At 67.9% G+C, this 20,954-nt stretch carries 16 protein-coding genes; 6 read left to right on the top strand and 10 right to left on the bottom strand.

What is annotated here, in order from left to right; genetic code table 11:
* Window position 1 precedes the first annotated feature (1 nt).
* The 10 genes from eccB to A5732_RS02890 all read right to left on the bottom strand — a co-directional run bounded on the left by eccB (window position 2) and on the right by A5732_RS02890 (window position 12,221).
* A complete protein-coding gene (eccB, locus tag A5732_RS02950) occupies window positions 2-1,489 on the bottom strand; it encodes a type VII secretion protein EccB (RefSeq protein WP_076100539.1) in 1,488 nt (495 codons plus the stop codon).
* Between the two features lie 2 nt (window positions 1,490-1,491).
* Window positions 1,492-2,358, bottom strand: a complete 867-nt coding sequence (locus tag A5732_RS02945) for a transglycosylase SLT domain-containing protein (protein WP_076100767.1) — start codon at window positions 2,356-2,358, stop codon at window positions 1,492-1,494.
* Between the two features lie 274 nt (window positions 2,359-2,632).
* Window positions 2,633-3,532, bottom strand: a complete 900-nt coding sequence (locus A5732_RS02940) for a hypothetical protein (protein ID WP_171974952.1) — start codon at window positions 3,530-3,532, stop codon at window positions 2,633-2,635.
* A gap of 116 nt (window positions 3,533-3,648) precedes the next feature.
* Window positions 3,649-4,350, bottom strand: a complete 702-nt coding sequence (locus tag A5732_RS27505; RefSeq protein WP_076100536.1) for a DUF5631 domain-containing protein — start codon at window positions 4,348-4,350, stop codon at window positions 3,649-3,651.
* A gap of 1,444 nt (window positions 4,351-5,794) precedes the next feature.
* On the bottom strand, window positions 5,795-6,184 hold the full coding sequence (locus A5732_RS02920) for a hypothetical protein (RefSeq protein WP_253188989.1): 390 nt from the start codon (window positions 6,182-6,184) through the stop codon (window positions 5,795-5,797).
* A gap of 363 nt (window positions 6,185-6,547) precedes the next feature.
* Entirely contained in the window at window positions 6,548-7,117 is a 570-nt protein-coding gene (locus A5732_RS02915) for a hypothetical protein (protein WP_076100533.1), read from the bottom strand.
* A gap of 695 nt (window positions 7,118-7,812) precedes the next feature.
* Window positions 7,813-8,142, bottom strand: coding sequence for a DUF2563 family protein (locus tag A5732_RS02905; protein ID WP_076100529.1), 330 nt, complete (start codon window positions 8,140-8,142; stop codon window positions 7,813-7,815).
* Between the two features lie 104 nt (window positions 8,143-8,246).
* On the bottom strand, window positions 8,247-10,214 hold the full coding sequence (locus A5732_RS02900) for an alpha/beta hydrolase (protein WP_076100528.1): 1,968 nt from the start codon (window positions 10,212-10,214) through the stop codon (window positions 8,247-8,249).
* A gap of 30 nt (window positions 10,215-10,244) precedes the next feature.
* Entirely contained in the window at window positions 10,245-10,754 is a 510-nt protein-coding gene (locus tag A5732_RS02895) for a pullulanase (protein WP_076100526.1), read from the bottom strand.
* 24 nt (window positions 10,755-10,778) lie between these two features.
* Entirely contained in the window at window positions 10,779-12,221 is a 1,443-nt protein-coding gene (locus A5732_RS02890; RefSeq protein ID WP_076100524.1) for a CCA tRNA nucleotidyltransferase, read from the bottom strand.
* Window positions 12,222-12,477: 256 nt separating this feature from the next.
* Between A5732_RS02890 and A5732_RS02885 the strand changes: the two genes are divergently transcribed.
* From A5732_RS02885 to A5732_RS26845, 6 genes are all read left to right on the top strand, one after another.
* Window positions 12,478-13,212, top strand: a complete 735-nt coding sequence (locus A5732_RS02885) for an NUDIX hydrolase (RefSeq protein ID WP_065056418.1) — start codon at window positions 12,478-12,480, stop codon at window positions 13,210-13,212.
* Window positions 13,209-15,620 carry a hypothetical protein gene (locus tag A5732_RS02880; RefSeq protein ID WP_076100522.1) on the top strand — a complete coding sequence of 804 codons (2,412 nt, stop codon included), beginning with the start codon at window positions 13,209-13,211 and terminating at the stop codon, window positions 15,618-15,620. Before A5732_RS02885 ends, A5732_RS02880 begins: the two co-directional genes overlap by 4 nt.
* Before the next feature lie 62 nt (window positions 15,621-15,682).
* Entirely contained in the window at window positions 15,683-19,261 is a 3,579-nt protein-coding gene (locus tag A5732_RS02875; RefSeq protein WP_076100520.1) for a murein biosynthesis integral membrane protein MurJ, read from the top strand.
* A gap of 79 nt (window positions 19,262-19,340) precedes the next feature.
* Complete coding sequence (gene sigM, locus A5732_RS02870) at window positions 19,341-19,925, top strand: RNA polymerase sigma factor SigM (RefSeq protein WP_076052798.1); 585 nt, start codon at window positions 19,341-19,343, stop codon at window positions 19,923-19,925.
* Window positions 19,926-19,994: 69 nt separating this feature from the next.
* Complete coding sequence (locus tag A5732_RS02865) at window positions 19,995-20,765, top strand: hypothetical protein (RefSeq protein ID WP_076100518.1); 771 nt, start codon at window positions 19,995-19,997, stop codon at window positions 20,763-20,765.
* Between the two features lie 90 nt (window positions 20,766-20,855).
* The coding region (locus A5732_RS26845) for an FAD-binding protein (RefSeq protein ID WP_139334649.1) at window positions 20,856-20,954 on the top strand (99 nt) is incomplete at its 3' end.

Here is a 20,954-nt window from a genome sequence, read left to right as displayed (position 1 = left end):
TCTAGCCTCCCGGCTTCGCCGATGTCGTCACCACAGCCACCTTGCCGAGCGCGGGGACGGTGTCCCGCGCCAAAAGCGCTGCCTCCCTTGACAGTGCCGGGCCCGCGGCGAAAGTCCGCAGCAGCGGCCAGGGTGCCTGCACCGCCGACCCCGGGTCAAGCCCGAGCGCGCGCAACGTCGTGTCGTCGTTGGTGATGCCGAACCGCACCCCGTTGTCAGAAACCCAGAACAACGATTCCCGGGAGTCGGACGTGACCACGCCGCTGGTCGACGTCACGAAATTCGCCGCGCCCGGCAACACCAGCACCTGGTTGGCGACCACCGAGGCCGGGTCGCGGTCGTCACGCACCAGGTGCACGATGCGGTTGTCCATGTACGACGGCGTGGGCAGTCCGCGACCGTTGTAGACCACGACGCGCGCCTGCGGATCCGTCGACCCCTTCTCCCATCCGACACAGGTGGTCGGATCAGCAGCGGTGTCAATGAAATTGAGGCGCTTGGTCGGGTAGTAGTCCACCGCGAGCGAGGACACTTCGGGGATGTTGACCAACACGTCGGGCGTCACCACGCGCGGCGCGGTCGACCCGTAGGAGTTGGCGCTGCGCAGCAGGTCGGCGACGAAGCTGGTGATCTTCTGGACGCCGTCGGGCAACAACACGTAGAACTGCTTGCCGCCGCTGGCGGTCTGGGCCTGCAATACCGCGCCGACCTGTGAGCCCGAGACCCACGTCGACGGCGTGCCCGCCAGGGGCACCGTGGGGACGGCGAGCGGTTCGGTCGCGGGTAGCGCGTCGTAGAGGGCCCGCGAAATCTCTACCGGCAGTGTGACTCCCGGGTCGAGTCCCAGGCTCAGCGTGATCGCCCTGTTCGTTGGATCGATCTGCGAGCGTTTGCCGCCCCAGATCACGAAGGTGTTGCCCTCGAACGTGACCAGCACCCCGGCGTCGTCGCTCAGCGGTGTGGCCCGGTCGAAGCCGTCGAGCACGCCGGCGATCGAGGTCACCACCGGTCGTTCGGGGCTGCGCGGTCGTCCCGCTGTATCGCACACCGCCCACGCCGACGTCGCACCCCGATGGACCGGCATCGCCGCCGGTGCACCAGGGATGCCGACCAGCGGCCCGGTCGGATACTTCGCTATCTCAGCGGGTTTCACCCACGTCGGCTGATTCGCCGTGCCGGTCGCCAGCCGCGCGGACGTCAGATTCAGCACCGGGTAGAGCCGGCCGTCGATCCGGGCGTAGAGCGCCCCGGAATCCCGGTCGCCGATGATCGCCGAATCACCCACGATGCCAGTCGGTTTCAGTACGTTCAGCAGCAGCATCCAGCCGCAGGCGATTGCCACCAGGAGGATCGACAACACCAGCGCCGCGGTCTGCTTGCGGTCGTCGTGTTTCATGCGCACCGAGAAGCGGGTGGTCGCCGCGCGCAGCCGACGGTTGTAGAACAGGTGCCCAGAGTTCTGGTCGCGGTTAGACAAACTCAGCGGCATGCTCAGTACCCCTTGGGTGCTCGGTGAGGATCGGCCTGCTGAATCCGATCGGCTAGATTCGACGCGTCGACGGCCACCCCGTAACGGCCCATCGCGTAGTTGATGAACGCGCACGCCTGCGCCGTCAGGTTGTGAATGTCGCGCGAGGTCCCCGGCTGGTGGTAGGCCGCGAACGTGGGCGCGATGAATTGCCAGGCGCCCTTACTCGGTGTGCCCCGTGCCGCATTGGAATCCCAGTCGTTGACCACGTTTGCGTTGTAGTTGGACTCGCGGCGGGCCACCAGGTCCATCCCGCGTTCCCAGCGGGCGCGCGCGGCCGGGTCGTGAATGCCCTTGATGTCCAAGGCTTTACGGATGGCCGCGAGCACTGCCGCGCGTCCGCTGGGCTGGTTGCTGTGCATCGACCGCCCTCGTAGGTAGTGCAGGCATCGAAGCCTGCGCGCGAGCAGCCTTGCCCGGCGCCGCGATCCGGCGACATGCCGGTGCTGGGCCCGCAGCCGGGCCGCCATGCGAGCGGCAGCTTCGCGTCGGCCCAGCGGCGTATCGACGGCCGGTGTCGTGTCGGTCAAGGCGGCGTCCAGCACCGTCCGCGTCGCCGCACGGCCGTATGTGTGATCGGCCCTCGCCGCGCTGACGATCTGTCCCAGTGTCCGGTCGGAATGCGCGAGGTGCGTCAACTGCGTTTTCGAGGCGACCGACCGCTGCGCCGCCGCGCCGGGAAGCCCGTCCGCGCGGTGCGTTATCGCCTCGGCGTGCGCCTGCGTCCTAGCCGGTGCGTCACCGACGCCGTCAGTCGTGTTTGCGGCCGAGAACAGATTGTGGGCGCGAGACAGCGCCGTGACCGCTTGCACGTTGAGGGGGTCGGTCACCGACTTCCCCACCCTGATCCATTTGTGCGCCCTCGCGGCGCCGCATCCTTGCCGGACACTTCGCGCTATTACTCCCACACCCTCCTGGCCGCGTATTCCGCGGTCGCTGCAGACGTACCAATAGCATGCACGCATCGACAGTTCTGCTGTCAATAACGAACAACCCAATTTGACCCGCACATTGGGATCGGCCCGGCCACGATTACGTAGCGACAATACTGGTGGGCCAACCACCCGGCCACTCACGTTTCGGCGGGCTGGGAAGATTCGGTGGCTATTCTTTCGGCTCGTCCTCGGACGGCATGATAACGATCCGGCGGTTGGGCCTATTGGTGACGACCGTCGGCTTGGCCTCGCCGGATTTGTTGCCCGGGGCGCTCGGCGGAATCGTCAAGCGGCCCTTGATCGGTTGGCCGTTGGGCACACCCGGCGCCATCACCCGCTTCTCGACCGGGCTGTCTTTCTTGCCGCCTTCGCCCCCGGCGCCCATAGCGCCCGGCGGCATCATCGGCATACCGGTCATGCCGGATTGCCCTGGCATGGCCGGCATTCCACCGGTTGGGGGCATAATCGGCGCCTTGGCGCCGGCCGGGGTGGTCGGCGGAGACGACGTGGGCACGGGCGGCGGGCCCAGCGAGCTGGCCGGGGTGGTGCCGCCACCGCCGAGGCCCGCACCGCCGCCGCCGGAACCGGCGCCCAGTCCGGAGCCGCCGCCGCTGCCGACGCTGTCGACCAGATGCGCGTCGCTAGCCAGTCCGGCGCCGTGGGCCCCGCCCTGCACCGCGCTCATCAGCGGCTGGAGGGCGCTCTGACCGGCCTGCATCGCCTGCTGCGGAAGCTGCGTCATCGGCCCCATCACGCCGCCGATCGCGCCGCCGAGCGCACCCGTGACGCTCTGCAGCATCTGCTGGATCATCTGCATGTCCTGCTGGCTATTTGCCTCGTTGGCCGGAAACTTCGCGGCGGCGTCGGCGGCGTGGGCGCGACGGTCAGCATCTGCGGCGGCTGCGTCGGCTGCGTCTTTGGGGACACCGGCGTTTCCGGCTCCGGTTAGTGCGCCGCCACCGCCACCGCCGGCGGGAGATTGGTCGGGTGGGTGTCCGGGCCCTGGTTGTGGGGCCGGCACTGGCACTCCGCTGGCTAGCCCGGTAGTAGTTGGAAAATCGTGAAAAATCGGCTGATTCACATCTCACCTCCACCCCACTCGCAAAGCCCGTAAACGCCGAGCGCTAGTACGGCCATTTTGGCATAAAACACCGGTAACGCTATTCACCCGACAGCTATGGGCAACTAGGAACCGCCCCGGTGACTAATCGCCTCAAACCAAGCCAGATGATAATTCGCGAGGTAACCATGCCCGTCAATCAGCGCCTCGATAGCTGCTAGAAGCATCCAATCGCCGACAGCCGCTAGGCCGTGGTTGGGGTACGCGTTCAGCACCGAGTGTTGAATTTCCGCGACGCATTCACGCAGCATCGCGGTTTCGCTCTCGAGGACACCCGTTTTTCGCACCGCCGGCGCCGCGACAGCTTGCGCGATACGAGGAAGGCCGTCCCGACGGCGTACGGCATCCACCAGGGTAGGCCCAAGCTCATCGACATCAGGTGCCGCCGAACGGGCAGGCCGATCTCCGCTCAGCGCGGGCTCGTCGGGACCAGGTTCGCCGACATACGTGTTGGCGTGATGGGCCGCCGCGACCGTGATGGCGCCGAGCAAATCGACCACGTTGGCGTCATGGCGTCGCGTTGTCGGCTCAAGCAGGGTTACGTGGGCGGGCAATCGGACGTGCGGTGGAATCCATCCGCCGGCGAGGTCGGTGACCAGCAGCGTGGTGGTGCCGTCGTCGCGCAGTCCCGCCGCCCACGACAGCCGCGGCTCCTGACGGGCCACCGCATCGACAAGCCGCTGTAGCCGCTGTTGTTCGGCCGTCCTGGCGGACACCGTGCCGGCGGTCGCGCCTGCTGCCGCGGACGCTGCCGACGCGCCGGCCATGGTTGACGACCCCGCACCGGCCTGGCCCGCGGCGGCACCAGACGCCGTCCGCTCCACCGGGGAGACAAGCGGTCCGCCCGCGGATGGGGAAGATGCCGGCGAAGAAGCTACCGGTGCACCCGACACGGGACCGACCGGCGCAGAAGGCACGGATGGGGGCGCGACCACCGGCGGACGCAGGTCGGAACCGTAGGCGGGCAACGATCCTGAAGGGATGGACGATCCGCCACCGAGGGTCGGTGCGGGCGACGACCATGAGCCACCGGTCATCACCGGCGCAACTGAAGTTCCTCCCCCGGTGGTCGTTGGCGCGGGCGACGCGGCTGGCGGTGCATCGACCGGAGTAGCCGTCGGGATGAATGCTCCAGCGCTGGGTACGGTCGGCGTCACTGCTGGTGTGGCCTGAGGAGTTTGGGGCCCCCCGGCCTCCATTGCTTGGAGCGGCCCCGCCGTAAACGCTTGGCCCCCAGGTCCCGTCGCCTGCCCGGTCGCTAAGCCGGAGGTAAAGGCTTGGGCCAATCCGGGCTGGCCGCCTTGACCCAGACCAACCGGTGTGATCGGCATTCCGCCGCCATGTACGCCTGGTATGCCGGGAGATACGGTTCCGCCACCGCCAGGCATTTGGACGTGCGGCGCTAGGCCCGCCGCACCGCCACCGCCCGGTACCGGACCACCCGGCACATTGGCGTTTCCGAACGCCGTCGGCGTCCCCCCGGGTCCGCCAGCACTAACGGACGCCGGCCCGCCATGGACACCTCCGCCTCCCCATCCGGCGGGAGACCCACCGGGGCCGCCGCCCCCAGGCGCCGGCCCGCCATGGATACCGCTGCCTCCCAACCCACCTGACGTGGCTTTTGATGCGTCTAAATCCTCCTCGCTGATCGGACTCGGCGGTTTGGCATCGCCAACATCGAACCCGTTTGCCTGCGCCCAGGTCCGGGCGTTACCGCCAATGCCTTCAGCATCGAGGATCTTTTGCGTCGCCGCCATCATCTTGTCGGCCGCGTCCCGACTGGCATTCGCGGCGTCGGCGTTGCAGCGCGCCTGAATAGCCTGTATTTCTGCCAACTTCTCCGGAAGCAGCTTTTTTGATGCGAGAATGTCATTGATTTCTTTATTGCCCGTATTTGCTATATCCGACAAGCGACTTCGCAGATAGTCGATGGCGTCGGCGCCCGAATTAAACGCCGAGGCCTTCGTCTGGTACTTTTCGGCAAGATCCAGATGAAGTTTTTCCCCTTGCTGGAATCTGGTTATGAGATCGTCTGCCGTATGCCCCTTATTACGTGCAGCGAAGGCTGTCCACTGGGTGCGTAGGCTCTGCGAATACAGCTGCTGCTCGGCGCACTCTTGGCTCCAGTGTTGAGCGCCGGCGCGTAAACCCGTCGAAGCTGCTGGCCACCATGGACCAATCAGCGCTGGTGTCCATGTGCCAGGTGGAAGGTCAACCCCCACCGCACACCTTTTTCATGGCAGCGTCCTTGGCGATCGCGTCGTCGAGTGCAGCCTGGTATTGAGCGTCCGTGGCTACCCCATAGCTGCCCTTCGCTGTGAGAGTTCCGTACGCCACCGCCAGCGCCCTTGCCGCATCGCGGTGTTCAGCGTCTAAAACGGGGTTGGCTGCTGCCATCTCGAGCAGGATCGCGCCGTTGGATGTGGCGATGCGCGCCAGCGCTTTATCCGAGCCAGCCGTTTCAACCTGCGCTGCTTGCGCCGCCAGCTTGTATGTGTCGCGACGTGATGCTAGCTGCGCGGTATCCGGTGGCGGCCACCTTCGAGCGGACGGCTGGGCGGACAGTCCCCCACCCCGGTCCGAAGGCACATCTACCGGCATTCGTCCTCCTCCGTCCGCAAAGCCCGCATGCGACACCGTATAAACGGTCCTAGCGTCCCTTCCTCCTTCAATAGTGGATCAGGCAACCTGAAGCGAGGCAATTCACCGGACACTGCGGTAGTCGCCAGCGAGATCCACTTGATCGGCTAGGGGTTATTCGGCCCGTGGGGCGAACAGTCGGTCATTGGGAGGACCTGGCGCGCATTGCATCGAGTTCGCGTTTGACCATTGCCAGAGGCTGGACGCAAATCTCGAAGCGCCCCTCGCCAACTACGAGCGCGGTCGGGTACGGCTATTAGAATAGCTGTGCGCCAGCTGTTTCAATTGGTTGAACCGGCATAGCACCACGCTTACGTGGTCACGTTACCCGCCGCAAATCTTTTTCATCGCAGCATCCTTTGTGTTGACTTCGTCGGACACCGAGCGCCACGCGGGATCATCACGTGTTTGCACCAGGCTCGCCGTCGCCTGGGCCTTGCTGTACGCCGCAGCCAATGCAAGTGCGGCATCTCGGTCGCCGGGCGAGATCGTTGAAGCAGCGTTGACTGCCTGCTGCAACATCACTGCCGCGTTCACAGTGGCAATGCCGGCAAACGCAGGATTGTCGCCATTTGTGTCTACTTGGACAGCATGTGCGGCCAGCTTGTATGAGTCACAAAGCTGCTTGCGCGCGGCCGCAATTTGGTCCGCGGTGTACGACGGTGTTGCCGACGTGGTTGACGAGGCCGCCGACTGATCACTCGTAGGCCGAGTCAACGCGACAACCAGAGCAGCGACACCGAGGACGACGGCAATCGCGGCTAAGGCGATCGCTGGCCATGTCCGTGGACGCGGTGGTGCCTGCGTTGGAAAGGCTGGCGCCCAATGCGTTGAGCTCGGCGGTGGGCCGGTGGTCGGCCCCTCCCCCGGAGCGGGAGGCAAATCCCCCACCATGCGTCCTCCTCGAATCTCTTGACTGCGCTCGAAATGGTCTATCGAAGATTGTGTACGCAATCCGCTAAATAGTGGAGCAACTCACGGGACTAACAAGCATCAACGGGGCTCTCCGTGAATCAGCCGCCGCCATTCCCGCATCTCTGCCTCATTGCCGCGTCCTTGGCGACAATGTCATCGAGCGCGGTCCGGTACTCAGCATCTGTGGCGATGCTGCCAAGCGCATTTGCAGTGCGGTAGGCCGTTGCTAGCGCGCGTGCCGCGTCCCGGTCCTTCGAGTCGAGAGCTGGCGAGTCGGCCGCATCGCTGAGCATGCCCGTTCCATTGGCTAGTGTGACACGCGCCACTGCCTTATCAGTCCTGTTGGTATCAATCTCGACAGACCGCGCCTCCAACTTGTAAGCGTCACACAGCTTCTGGTGCGACGCAGACACTTCGGCAGCACTGTACGTAGGCGCGGCCGGAGTAGGTGCCCCACTCGGACCCGTCGACCGCGACGTAGCAACAACCGACGCAATGGCAGCCACGACTGTCGCGACCAAAGCCAGAACCATCGCACTCAAGGCGATCGCCGGCCACATTCGTGATCGTCGCGCCTGCGGCGCGGGATGGCCAGCCGCCCACTGCCCTACCGGCGGACCAGCATGCGGCCCCGCACCCGGATGCGAGGGCGGGTCCTCCGGCGAGGGCATTTCTTAGGCGGTCCCCGTTGAAGGACCGGAACTTGGTCGCAGCGCCTGCATTTCGGTGGCGTTGTTCTTATCCATGTTGGTGAACCCGTTGGCTGCAGTGTGCGCTTTGGTGCCGACCCCCGTGAGCGTCTCGCTGTGTCCCTGGAGCGTTTTCACGTGCTGCCCATGCGCGGCCGAAACCGCACTGTGAAACGCGTCGGCCGCCGCGAAGTCACCGAACATCCCCGATGCCACGGTTCCGCCCGCCAACTGGTCCGCCCCGTCCTGGGCGTGCCCGCCCGCGCGGTGTGACTGGTTGCCTCCGGAATGCAAGAGCTCCGTATCGACGAACATCGGCACTCCTTCCGGGGTTCTCTAGCGCCACATAGTCGGTTTGATCAGGCTAAATGCCGATTCGTGAGTGGTCAATTCACCACCGCCGACCGGCCGACCCGCGCCTAAAACGCGTGCCCATTAGTGACCGATCGCCCCGGCCGATCCCATTCCGGATCGACGGGCACAGGCATCTGGACCCCGACGTGCGGCAACGACACCGTCCCCAAGGGGGTGTGCACCTGGAGCGGAATGGAGATTCGCGCCGCGGCTCGGTCGGGCGCCAGCATGCCCTCGCCGGCCAGACGATCGCCGTGCCCGGTGACGATTTCAGTGATGTTGTGCAGCGCTTCGCTGCCCACGTCGTAGTAGTGCGAGTGGTCAGTGAACCACGGCATGACGCTGTGTGAGCCGGCGACTTCGGCGTGAAACCGCACCGCCCCGAAACCCGCATGGGCTGGGTCCGCGCCGAGCCCGGCCAGCGGGCCCAGCGGTTGGTCCAGCGTCGCGTTCAATCCGTTGGGCAGGCCACCGCCCGCCTCGCCGATCCAGCTGATCGCATCGGTCGATGCGGCACCCACATATAAACTGCCGCCGTCGAGATGAAAGTCCGTCGCGCTGTGCGCTAAATCGGTTCCCGGGCAACCGGTTAGCACCGCGTCGTTGGCGCGCATGCCGCTGTTGGCGAACGCGTCTGCGACGGTGGTGGAACCGTAGGAGTGCCCGAGAACGGCGACGTGCCTGGGGGTCGACGCATCATGAGTAGCGGCAAGGCCGTTGACATCGGCGGCCAGCAGCGCCCCCGCCTGCCGGGCCCGCCATGGAGTGCCGACCTGTTCCAGATTCGACGGATCGGTGACAACCTGCTCCCATTGCGTCTCGAATTCGGGTGCGTCATAACCCATCCAGGCCAGCACCGCGGTGGGATGCTGGGGGTCGGCTCTCGCGGCCTGCTCGTAGAGGTTGATGGCGTCGTCCGTTCCGTCGGACATCCACCCGCCCCGCACGCTGCTGTTGGTGCCCGGGACGATGACCGCCGTGTTGCGGGCTTTGTCCGGGTTGCCGATCGCGATGGCCGCCCTACCCTTGCCGTTGAAGGCCAACGCATCGTATGCCCATAGCATGACCGGCAGTCCGTCAGGCTTTTCGTCGCGTTCGAGGAAGTCGTTGGTTTTCACCGCGTTCTGGTATCGGGTGATGTCGGTGGCGCACAGCCCGTAATCGCCGGGGTGGGTGAACACGTCGGCGTCCCGGTTGTTGCGTGCACTGTCCCGCAGCGCCGAGGGAACCAGCCCGCGCTGGCGGGCAACGTCTTCTACCCTTCGCAGATCATCTTTCATCGCCGCCTGGTTGACCGAGTCGCGCACGTCGGCCGGTATGCCGTTGAGGTTGCCCAGCTCGTAAGGGTGTTGATCGATCAGCAGCTGCTTTTGATTGGCGCTCAACGAGTCCCACCATGCTGTTACTCGTCCAGGATCGCTGTCCGTTGGCGGGATCGACAATTCGTCGACGCCTTGAACCTCCGCCGGGTCCGCCCCGTCAGCACGCAGCCTTCCTAAGGCAGCCGCAAGCACGACTGAATACCGGTCGCGAATCTGCCGCAGCGCCAGCCAGATCGCTCTCACTTCGGTGACGGCGTCCTCACGCAGATCGTCGGCACCGCGACTATCGTCGTCAGCGCGGGCCTCGCAAATCTCGTCGTCGATGTCCTCGAGGTCGTACTCCAACGCGGCCAGGTACCACGCGGAGGTTCGTTGAGCCTCGGACAACGCGGCGGCGATGTTCTCCAAATCAATCGCGATCCCCGGCAATTGCGCGGCCTGCAGTCCCAGCGACCTGGTCACACGCTGCACCTCGTCGGCGTCATTAATCGGCTGCTCGCCATTGCGGCGATTCCACGCTGCCTCGAACCGGCGACGGGCCGCGTCGAACGCGATAGCCGCCTCCGCAGTGCTGACCCCGGCATCACGGAAAGCCTTGGCTAGAGCGGAGATCTGCGCTGGGCAGCCGGCCTGCAGGCTGGCGTCGGTCGACCAGGGATCTCCGCCGGCTTCGGCAACGAGGAAGGAAATGCTCAGGTAGCGCAGTAACATCACGCCGGCGCTAGGTCAGCAACACCACCCTCAGAGCGAGCTCGCGCCGTCGGCGAGACCGTCGCCGTCCGTGTCGGTCAGCCGGACGTTCCATTTGCCGTCGCCGTCGGTGTCGATGTAACCGGTCACGCCGTTTTCGTCAGTGCGCAGCACCCGGTCGGCCAGCCCGTTGCCATCGGTGTCGACCAAGTGGGCGTCGGCGCGCCCGTGGCCGTCGAAGTCGACCATCGGGCCGCCGGTGTGCTCGACACCGTCGAGGCCGAACCAGCGCAGCTGCCCACCCCGGTCCATGGCCACCGCCCACGTCCCGGATCCGTCGTCGGTGAAGTACGCCTCGGGGGCGCCATCGTTGTCGAGGTCGAGCACGGCGTGGTCGACGAGGCCGTCGCCGTCGAGATCCGCGAGTGCGTCGTCGCGCAGACCGTCGTGATCGAAATCCAGCCCGATCGATTCGAAGCGACCGTCGCCATCGAGGTCGAGGTCGGGTTGTCCATGCCAAAAGGCGGCCGCGCCGTCATCGCCAGCCAAGCAGTAGTCCATGCGTATTCGGACGCGTGGCTGTCGCTAGTCGTTCCCCCGAGAGTGCCACCACGCCAACAACTCCGCGGTCGCCTCTTCGTTGTCCAGCGGGCCGCGTTCCAACCGAAGCTCTTTCAAAAACCGCCATGCCTCGCCGACTTGCGGGCCGGCCGGGATGCCGAGTAGCTCCATGATCTGGTTGCCATCCAAGTCGGGGCGCACCCGCGCCAGATCTTCCTGCGCGGCCAGCTCGGCGATCCGCGCCTCGAGCCGGTCATAGCTGGCCTGCAACCGCGCGGCCCGGCGCTTGTTGCGGGTCGTGCAGTCGGCTCGCACCAGCTTGTGCAGCCGTGGCAGCAGCGGCCCGGCGTCGGTGACGTAGCGGCGCACCGCCGAGTCGGTCCACTTGCCGTCGCCATAGCCATGAAAGCGCAGGTGCAGATACACCAGCTGCGAGATGTCCTCGACCATCTGCTTGGAATACTTCAACGCCCGCAACCGCTTTCGGACCATCTTGGCGCCGACGACCTCGTGGTGGTGAAAACTCACGCCGCCGTTGGCTTCGTGGCGCCGCGTGGCGGGCTTGCCGATGTCGTGCAATAGCGCGGCCCAGCGCAGCACCAGGTCGGGGCCGTCGTCCTCCAGGGCGATCGCCTGGCGCAGCACGGTCAGCGAGTGTTGGTAGACGTCCTTGTGTTGGTGGTGTTCGTCGATGGCCATCTGCATGCCGCCGACCTCGGGCAGCACCACCTCGCCCATGCCGGTCTGTACGAGCAGATCGATGCCGGCCGTCGGGTCGTCGCCGAGCACCAGTTTGTCCAACTCGGTGGCCACCCGTTCGGCGCTGATCCGCGCCAGCTGCGGCGCCATCCGGTCGATCGCCTCGCGCACCCGCGGCGCGACACCGAAGCCGAGCTGCGAGACGAACCGCGCCGCGCGCAGCATCCGCAATGGGTCGTCGCCGAACGACACCTCCGGGGCGGCGGGGGTGTCCAGGACCCGGGCGCGCAGCGCCGCCAAACCGCCTAGCGGATCGAGGAATTCGCCCGGCCCCGCCGGCTTGATGCGCACGGCCATCGCGTTGGCTGTGAAGTCGCGGCGCACCAGATCGTCTTCGAGGCGATCACCGAAGCGCACCTCGGGATTCCGCGACACCTGGTCGTAGGTGTCGGCGCGGAAGGTCGTGATCTCCAGGCGATGGTCACCCTTTCCGACGCCGACGGTGCCGAATTCGATCCCGGTGTCCCACAAGTTGTCGGCCCACCGCCGCAGGATCTGTTGCACCTGCTCTGGACGCGCGTCGGTGGTGAAATCCAGGTCGGGACTCAACCTGCCCAACAACGCATCCCGCACCGAGCCGCCGACAAGGTAGAGCTCGTGGCCCGCGGCGTCGAACGCGGCGCCGAGCTCGGCGAGCATGGGCGCATGCCGATTCAGGGCGACCGCGGCGGCGGTCAGCAGGTCGGCATCCTGGGCGGCGTCTGGCACGTTCGATCAGCCTAGTCGGCCGTGGGCGAAAAGCCCCTGTGAGGAGGCTCGCAGGTCATAGACGGGCCACACCGGGCGCGGAATGCTCATCGGCAGCCTGTCAGGACCAATCTCAATCCTGATCTTCATTCCAGCTTTTATCGTCGCTCACGCGCTCGGCCCGATCTGACGAGAGGCCTCCCGCGCCGCGTCCTCCCGCACTCACCCGCGGCGAGTATCTCCGGAAGAATATGCCGTGCCAGCTACTATCGCTTGGGTGTCGGACGGCGAACAAGGCAAACCACGTCGGCGCCGGGGGCGTCGCCGCGGCCGTGGCACCCCGACTTCGTCCGAGAACCAAACCGCTGGTCAAGTGACCGGTGATTCGACGGCCACCAAGTCGCGCCGATCCCGGGCATCTCGCCGCGGACCCGATCAGCTGCGCACCGTCCACGAAACATCGGCCGGCGGGCTGGTCATCGACGGTCTCGACGGACCGCGCGAGTCTCAGGTCGCCGCATTGATCGGCCGCATCGACCGGCGCGGACGGATGCTGTGGTCGCTGCCCAAAGGGCACATCGAACTGGGCGAGACCGCCGAGCAGACCGCTATAAGAGAAGTGGCCGAAGAGACCGGCATCCGGGGCAGCGTGCTGGCCGCGCTGGGCCGCATCGACTACTGGTTCGTCACCGATGGCCGTCGCGTGCACAAGACGGTGCACCACTATCTAATGCGCTTCTCCGGCGGCGAGTTGTCCGACGAGGACCTCGAAGTCGCCGAGGTGGCCTGGGTGCCGATGGGCGAACTGCCGTCCCGGCTGGCCTACGCCGACGAGCGCCGCCTGGCCCGCGTGGCCGACGAGCTGATCGACAAGCTGAAGAGCGACGGTCCGGCCTCGCTTCCACCGCTGCCGCCCAGCTCGCCGCGGCGCCGCCCGCAGACCCATTCGCGGACTCGGCATTCTGACAAACCGGCCGCGGGCCGGAAGAACGGCCACGGACCAGGGCCGTGACAGCTCCGCGTCTGCGTTGGGCCCGCTTGGCGCGTGTCGCCGCCGTGCTCGCCATCGTGGCCGGACTCGCGGTGCTCACCGGGCCGGTGATGCCGCGGGCGGCCGCAGGCGAGCCGGGGGTGACGCCGTTTGTCCGGGTCCGCATCGATCAAGTCACCCCGGACGTGGTCACCACGACCAGTCCGCCCGTCGTGACCGTCAGCGGCATGGTGACCAACATCGGCGACCGTCCGGTCCGCGATGTGATGGTCCGTCTCGAGCATGCCGGCGCGGTCACCGCGTCCGCCGGATTGCGCACCACCCTGGACGGCGACACTGACGGGTATCAGGCGGCCGCGGATTTCCTGACGGTCGCGCCCGAACTGCAGCGCGGACAAGAGGTGGGTTTCACCCTGTCGGCCCCGCTGCGCGCGTTGACCACGCCGTCGCTGGGAGTGGAGAAGCCCGGCATCTATCCGGTCCTGGTCAACGTGAACGGCACGCCCGACTACGGCGCGCCGGCACGGCTGGACAACGCGCGCTTCCTGCTGCCGGTGGTCGGTGTGCCACCCGACCGCGCCGACGACGTGGGCTCCGCGGTCGCGCCCGACACCTCTAAACCGGTGTTGATGACGATGCTGTGGCCGCTGGCCGACCGGCCCCGGCTGGCGCCCGGCGTGCCCGGCGGAACCATCCCGGTGCGGCTGGTTGACGACGACCTGGCCACCTCGTTGGCCAGCGGCGGCCGGCTCGACATCCTGCTGGCCTCGGCCGAAGTCGCCACCAGTCACGATGTCGACCCCGACGGCGCCGTCGGCCGCGCGCTGTGTCTGGCGATCGACCCGGATCTGCTGGTCACCGTCAACGCGATGACCGCCGGCTATGTCGTGTCCAACTCCCCCGACGGCCCGGCGCAGCTGCCCGGCACCCCCACCCACCCGGGCGCAGGGCAGGCCACCGCGGCCGAATGGCTGAACCGCCTGCGTGCCCTCGCGCACCGGACCTGTGTGGCCCCGCTCCCCTACGCGCAGGCCGATCTCGATGCCGTGCAGCGCGTCAACGATCCCGGCCTGAGCGCCATCGCCACCACGAGCGCCAACAGCATCATCGACAAGATCCTGGACGTCTCCTCGATCCGCGGTGCCACGCTGGTGCCCGACGGCCCGCTGACCAGCAGCGCGGTCAAGCTGCTCAGCGCCAACGACAACACAGTCGCGATCGCCGCCACTGATCTGTCGGCCGCCGAGGCGCAGGGCTCCTCGGAGACCGCCGTCGACACGGCACCCCGGCGGTTGTCCCCTCAGGTCGTCGTCGCGCCGTTCGACCCGGCCGTGGGCGCCGCGCTGGCCGGAGCGGGGACCAACCCCGAGGTGCCGACGTACCTGGACTCATCACTGACGGTTCGGCTCGGACATGATTCGGTGACCGCGCGCCGCCAGGACGCCCTGGGCTCGATCTTCTGGCACGCGCTGCGCCGCGACGACCCGCGCACCCAGATCCTGGTGCCGCCGACGACATGGAGCCTGCAGGCCGACGACGCGCAGGTCATCCTGACCGCGCTGACCACCACCATCCGGTCCGGTCTGGCGGTGCCGCGCCCCCTGCCGGCGGTGATCGCGGAGGCCAACCAGGCAGCGCAAGCCCACCCCGAACCACCGCAGGAGGTCGGCGACTACACGTCCGCGCGCGGCCAGTTCAGCGACGACGTCACCGCACTCATCACCGGGCAGGTCGGCCGGCTATGGGGCTTGACGTCATCGCTGATGACCGACGATCGGACCGGACTGACCGGCGTCCAGTACACCGCGCCGCTGCGCGAGGACATGCTGCGCGCGCTGAGCCAGTCCGAACCGCCGGACACCCGCAACGGGCTGGCGCAGCAGCGCCTGGCGGTGGTCGGTAAGACGGTCAGCGACCTGTTCGGCGCGGTGACGATCGTCAACCCGGGCGGCTCCTACACCCTGGCCACCGAGCACAGCCCGCTGCCGCTGGCGCTGCACAACGGGCTGGCCGTCCCGATCCGGGTGCGGCTGCATGTCGACGCGCCGCCGGGTATGAACGTCACCGACGTCGGCCAGATCGAGCTGCCGCCGGGTTACCTGCCGCTGCGCATTCCGATCGAAGTGAACTTCACCCAGCGCGTCGCCGTCGACGTCACCCTGCGGACCGCGGACGGTTTGCGGCTGGGTGACCCGGTGCGGTTGTCGGTGCATTCCAACGCCTACGGCAAGGTCCTGTTCGCGATCACCCTGTCGGCCGCCGCGGTGCTCGTCCTGTTGGCCGGCCGCCGGCTGTGGCACCGCTTCCGCGGCCAGCCCGACCGCGCCGACCTGGACCGCCCCGACCCACCCGACGCCCGGCACGCCGCTGAAGCCGGCCAGGCGCGCGGCGAGGCCGACCAGCCGGCCGAACACGAGCACCGAGTATGACCCCCGCCTATCGGCAGGCCCAACCACACCATCGCCTGCCCGACCCGCCGCGCCATTCCCGGATGTCGGGCTCACCGCCGACCGGTCCGCTGCCGCCCGTTGCCGCCGAGATCGACCGTCGGCGCCCCGAGCTGTCCGACGCGGCGCTGGTGTCGCGGTCGTGGGGGATGGCCTTCGCCACCTTGATCAGCCGGCTCACCGGCTTCGCGCGGGTGGTGCTGTTGGCCGCGATCCTGGGCGCCGCGTTGTCCAGTGCGTTCTCGGTGGCCAACCAGCTCCCTAACCTGGTGGCGGCCCTGGTGCTGGAGGCGACGTTCACCGCGATCTTCGTGCCGGTGCTGGCGCGCGCCGAACAGGGCGACCCCGATGGCGGCGCGGCCTTCGTGCGGCGCCTGGTCACGTTGACGACGGCGCTGCTGGTCTTCGCCACCGTGCTATCGGTGGTGGCCGCTCCGCTGCTGGTGCGGTTGATGCTGGGCCGCAACCCGCAAGTCAACGAGCCGCTGACCGTCGCGTTCGCCTACCTGCTGCTCCCCCAGGTGCTCGCCTACGGCCTGACGTCGGTGTTCATGGCAATCCTGAACAACCGCAACGTGTTTGGGCCCACGGCGTGGGCGCCGGTCCTCAACAACGTCGTCGCGTTGGTCACCCTGGCGGTCTACGCGCTGGTTCCCGGCGAGCTCTCAGTCGATCCCGTCCGGATGGGCAACGCCAAGCTGCTGGTGCTCGCCGTCGGCACCACGCTGGGCGTGTTCGCCCAGACCGGGCTGCTGCTGGTGGCGCTGCGACGCCAGCGCGTCGACCTACGACCCCTGTGGGGAATCGACCAGCGGCTCAAGCGCTTCGGCACCATGGCCGCCGCGATGGTGCTCTACGTGCTGATCAGCCAGCTCGGCCTGGTGGTCGGCAACCAGATCGCCAGCACCGCGGCGGCATCCGGCCCCGCGATCTACAACTACACGTGGCTGGTCCTGATGCTGCCGTTCGGCATGATCGGCGTGACGGTGCTGACCGTGGTGATGCCGAGGCTGAGCCGTAACGCCGCCGCCGACGACACCAAGGCCGTGCTCGGCGACCTGTCGCTGGCCACCCGGCTCACGTTGATCACGCTGATCCCGATCGTGGCGTTCATGACCGTCGGCGGTCCCGCGATGGGCAGCGCGCTGTTCGCCTACGGCCATTTCGGAAACGTCGACGCCGGTTACCTGGGCGCCGCGATCACGCTGTCGGCCTTCACGCTGATTCCCTACGGTCTGGTGCTGCTGCAGCTGCGAGTGTTCTACGCGCGCGAACAGCCGTGGACGCCGATCGTCATCATCCTCGTCATCACCGCCGTCAAGATCGTGGGCTCGGTGCTGGCGCCGCACCTCACCGACGACCCCAAGCTGGTGGCCGGTTTCCTGGGGCTGGCCAACGGCGTCGGATTCCTGGCCGGCGCCGTCATCGGCTACGTCCTGCTGCGACGCGCCCTGCTGCCGGCCGGCGGGCACCTGATCGGCGTCGGCGAAGTCCGCACCATCCTGGTGACACTCACCGCGTCGATGCTGGCCGGATTGATCGCCCATGTGATCGACCGGTTGGTGGGGCTGGACGGGCTGACCGAGCACGGTGGCGCCGGTTCATTACTTCGTCTGTTGGTGCTGGGGCTGATCATGCTGCCGATCACGGTCGCCGTCATGCTGCGCGCTGAGGTTCCCGAGGCGCGGGCGGCGCTGGACGCACTCCGGTACCGCATCACGGGCCGCGGACCGCGTCCGCGCAAACCGAGTGCCAAGGATCGATCGTCTCACCGGCGCCCGGTCACGTACCCTGAGCAGAGGAATTCGTCCCCGCCTGGGGTAAATGCGGTCCAGGAGCCGATCCGGCGCAGGCCTCCGGAGCGGGCAAACCGAGCCCGGCTAGCGAAAGGACCGGAGGTGACCGACCGCCCGATGGAGAGCGCAACCCCCAGCGCTGGGCCTGGCGCGGGCTCAGGTACTCCGCCGCCGCGGCCGGTCGCCGACGACTTCCAGCCCGACATCCCGGCCGACGGGCCCAAGCGGCCCGCCCCGCGCCCGTCCAACCAGGTCAGCCGCGATATCCCCGGCGACACCCGGCGCGCACCGACCCCGTTCGAAGCGCCGCGCGAACGTTCGGCGGATTCTGCCGGAGACGACGTGCACCTGGTACCCGGCGCCCGCATCGCCGGTGGCCGCTACCGCCTGCTGGTGTTCCACGGCGGCGCCCCGCCGCTGCAGTTCTGGCAGGCGCTGGACACCGCACTGGATCGGCAGGTGGCCCTGACCTTCGTCGACCCGGACGGCGCCCTGCCCGATGAGGTCCTGCAGGAGATCTTGTCGCGCACCCTGCGGCTCAGCCGCATCGACAAACCCGGCATCGCCCGCGTGCTCGACGTGGTGCACACCGGCTCCGGCGGCCTCGTTGTGTCCGAGTGGATTCGCGGCGGCTCGCTGCAGGAGGTCGCCGACACCGCACCATCACCGGTGGGCGCGGTGCGGGCCATGCAGTCGCTGGCCGCCGCCGCGGACGCGGCCCACCGCGCCGGCGTCGACCTGTCGATCGACCACCCCAGCCGGGTACGGGTCAGCATCGAGGGCGATGTGGTGCTGGCCTACCCGGCGACCATGCCCGACGCCAACCCGCAGGACGACATCCGAGGCATCGGCGCCGCGCTCTACGCCTTGCTGGTCAACCGGTGGCCCATCCTGGAGAGCGGGGTGCGCAGCGGGCTCGCGGCGGCCGAACGCGACTCGTCGGGCAACCCCGTCGAACCCATGTCCCTCGACCGCGACATCCCCTTCCAGATCTCCGCGGTCGCCGTCCGCGCGGTCCAGGAGGACGGCGGAATACGCAGCGCCTCAACGCTTTTGAACCTACTCCAGCAGGCCACCGCGGTCGCCGACCGCACCGAGGTCCTCGGCCCGATCGACGATTCGCCCTCGCCGTCGACGGCTCTGATCTCACCCGGTCAGGAGCAGGAGATTTTCGCGCGCCGGCGGCGCAACCTGGTCATCGGCGTCGGCGCCGGTCTCGCCGTCATCGTCGTCGCCCTGCTGGTGCTGGCGTCCATCGTGAGCAAGATCTTCGGCAACGTCGGCGGTGGCCTGAACAAGGACGAACTCGGGCTGAACGGCCCCTCGTCGTCGTCCTCCGTGTCGGCTCCGGCGCCCGCCCCGTCGGCGGCCGCGGGCAGCGTCGTCAAACCCACCAAGGCGACCGTCTTCTCCCCCGACGGCGACGCCGACAATGCGGGGACGGCCGGGCAGGCGATCGACGGCGATCCCTCGACGGCCTGGGCGACCGAGGTCTACACCGACGCCGTTCCCTTCCCCAGCTTCAAGCAGGGTGAGGGGCTGATCTTGCAACTGCCCAGCCCCACCGTGATCGGCCAAGTCAACATCGACACCCCCAGCAACGGAACGAAGGTCGAGATCCGCGCGGCCTCCTCGTCGAGCCCGTCCAGCCTCAACGACACCACGGTGCTGGCGCCGGCCTTCACACTCAAGCCCGGCCACAACGCGATCCCGGTCAAGGCCGGCTCGCCGACGTCGAATCTGCTGGTGTGGATCTCGACGCTGGGCTCCACCAACGGCAAGAGCCAAGCGGGCATTTCGGAGATCACCGTCCAGGCCGCGTCCTGATCCGCGGCCCGTTCCACACACTCACACAAGCACTTGCGAGTGAAGTGCCGCGCCATACGCAATTGGTTAATGTCCGGCCGTGGGCTTCGGGAGAAACGCCAAGCAGGAGCGCAGTGACGCCGAGCTACTGGCAGCCCATGTGGCCGGCGACCGATACGCCTTCAGCGAGCTCTTCCTTCGCCACCAGCGGCACCTGCACCGGCTCGCCCGCCTGACCACCCGCACCCCCGAGGACGCGGAAGACGCGCTACAGGACGCCATGCTGTCCGCGCACCGCGGCGCCGGCGCGTTCCGGCATGACGCCGCCGTCGGCAGCTGGCTGCATCGCATCGTCGTCAACGCCTGCCTGGACCGGCTGCGCCGCACCAAAGCGCACCCGACCGTGCCGCTGGAAGACATCTATCCGGTGGCCGATCGCACGGCTCAGGTCGAGACCACGATGGCGGTGCAGCGCGCCTTGATGCGGCTTCCGGTCGAGCAGCGGGCCGCGGTGGTGGCCGTCGACATGCAGGGTTACTCGGTGGCCGACACCGCCCGGCTGCTCGGCGTCGCCGAAGGCACGATCAAGAGCCGCTGCGCTCGCGCGCGGGTGCGGCTCGCCGAACTGCTGGGCTACCTCAACGCCGGCGCGCACGCCCTGCCCGACGCCGCCGGCCAGGCCTGACCCTCCACGGCCGGCCGCCCCCGCGGGCCATCCGTGCCATGGGCGCGTGCATGACGGACACTGAGTCCGATGAATGCAGCGGACAACGACGCGGCGGATGACCGCAGCGCGGGATCAGACCCCCCGCTGACCGTCGAACTGCTCGCCGACCTGCAGGCCGGCATTCTCGACGACGAGGCCGCCGCCCGCGTCCGCAGCCAAGTCCGCGCCGATCCACACGCCGCCGACGTGCTCAACGCCTTGAATCGGGTCCGCCGCGACGTCGCCGCCGTCGGCGCCGACCCGGGCGTGCCACCCGATCCTCCCCCACAGGTGACCGACCGAATTTCGGCGGCGTTGCGCTCGGCGGAGCCGGTGTCCACCGACGCGGCCGGACCGGCCGATCATTCCGCCCGCCCACACATCCGTCCGGCCCGCACCATCGCGGCGGCCGCCGGCGTGTGCGCGGTGCTCGCCGCGATCGGCTTCGGGACCATCGCCCTCCTGCACGCGCCCGAACCCGTCCCGGACACCCCCGGCGATGTCCAGCACATCACCGTGTCGACACCGCCGATGGAGATCCCGCTTTCGCAGAACGAAATCCTCGGCCTGCTCGGCCGCAGCCCCGACTACGGCACACTCAACGACCCGGCGCGGCGCGCCTCCTGCCTCACCGGCCTCGGCTATCCCGCGTCCACCCAGGTCCTGGGGGCGCGGCCGGTCGAGATCAACGCCCGCCCCGGAATCGTTCTGGTGATACCCGGCGACAGCCCGCACATCCTGGCCGTGTTCGCGGTATCACCGAAGTGCAGCGCAGCCGATACCGGACTACTGGCCAATACCCAGGTCCCCCGCCCCTAGTGTGGTCCCATGGGTACGACACACCCGGGAACAGCCGTACCTACGCTGGCGTTTACACAGATCCAGAGACGAATCGCTTGAAAGGTTTTCATGACCGCCGACACAGTGCATGACGTGATCGTTATTGGTTCGGGTCCTGCTGGGTATACCGCGGCGTTGTATACCGCGCGAGCGCAGTTGGCGCCGGTG

The organism is Mycobacterium colombiense (assembly GCF_001953985.1).
GTDB classification, from domain to species: domain Bacteria; phylum Actinomycetota; class Actinomycetes; order Mycobacteriales; family Mycobacteriaceae; genus Mycobacterium; species Mycobacterium colombiense_B.
Note: the sequence above shows the minus strand (reverse complement) of the source record. Positions and strands in the feature narration are given on the sequence as shown.

Bases quoted from the DNA above. Each gene is read 5' to 3' on its own strand.
- eccB (WP_076100539.1), bottom strand. From the start codon at position 1,489: ATGCCGCTGAGTTTGTCTAACCGCGACCAGAACTCTGGGCACCTGTTC.
- A5732_RS27505 (WP_076100536.1), bottom strand. From the start codon at position 4,350: ATGGCCGGCGCGTCGGCAGCGTCCGCGGCAGCAGGCGCGACCGCCGGC.
- A5732_RS02920 (WP_253188989.1), bottom strand. From the start codon at position 6,184: ATGCCGGTAGATGTGCCTTCGGACCGGGGTGGGGGACTGTCCGCCCAG.
- A5732_RS02915 (WP_076100533.1), bottom strand. From the start codon at position 7,117: ATGGTGGGGGATTTGCCTCCCGCTCCGGGGGAGGGGCCGACCACCGGC.
- A5732_RS02905 (WP_076100529.1), bottom strand. From the start codon at position 8,142: ATGTTCGTCGATACGGAGCTCTTGCATTCCGGAGGCAACCAGTCACAC.
- A5732_RS02900 (WP_076100528.1), bottom strand. From the start codon at position 10,214: ATGTTACTGCGCTACCTGAGCATTTCCTTCCTCGTTGCCGAAGCCGGC.
- A5732_RS02895 (WP_076100526.1), bottom strand. From the start codon at position 10,754: ATGGACTACTGCTTGGCTGGCGATGACGGCGCGGCCGCCTTTTGGCAT.
- A5732_RS02875 (WP_076100520.1), top strand. From the start codon at position 15,683: ATGTCGGGCTCACCGCCGACCGGTCCGCTGCCGCCCGTTGCCGCCGAG.
- A5732_RS02865 (WP_076100518.1), top strand. From the start codon at position 19,995: ATGAATGCAGCGGACAACGACGCGGCGGATGACCGCAGCGCGGGATCA.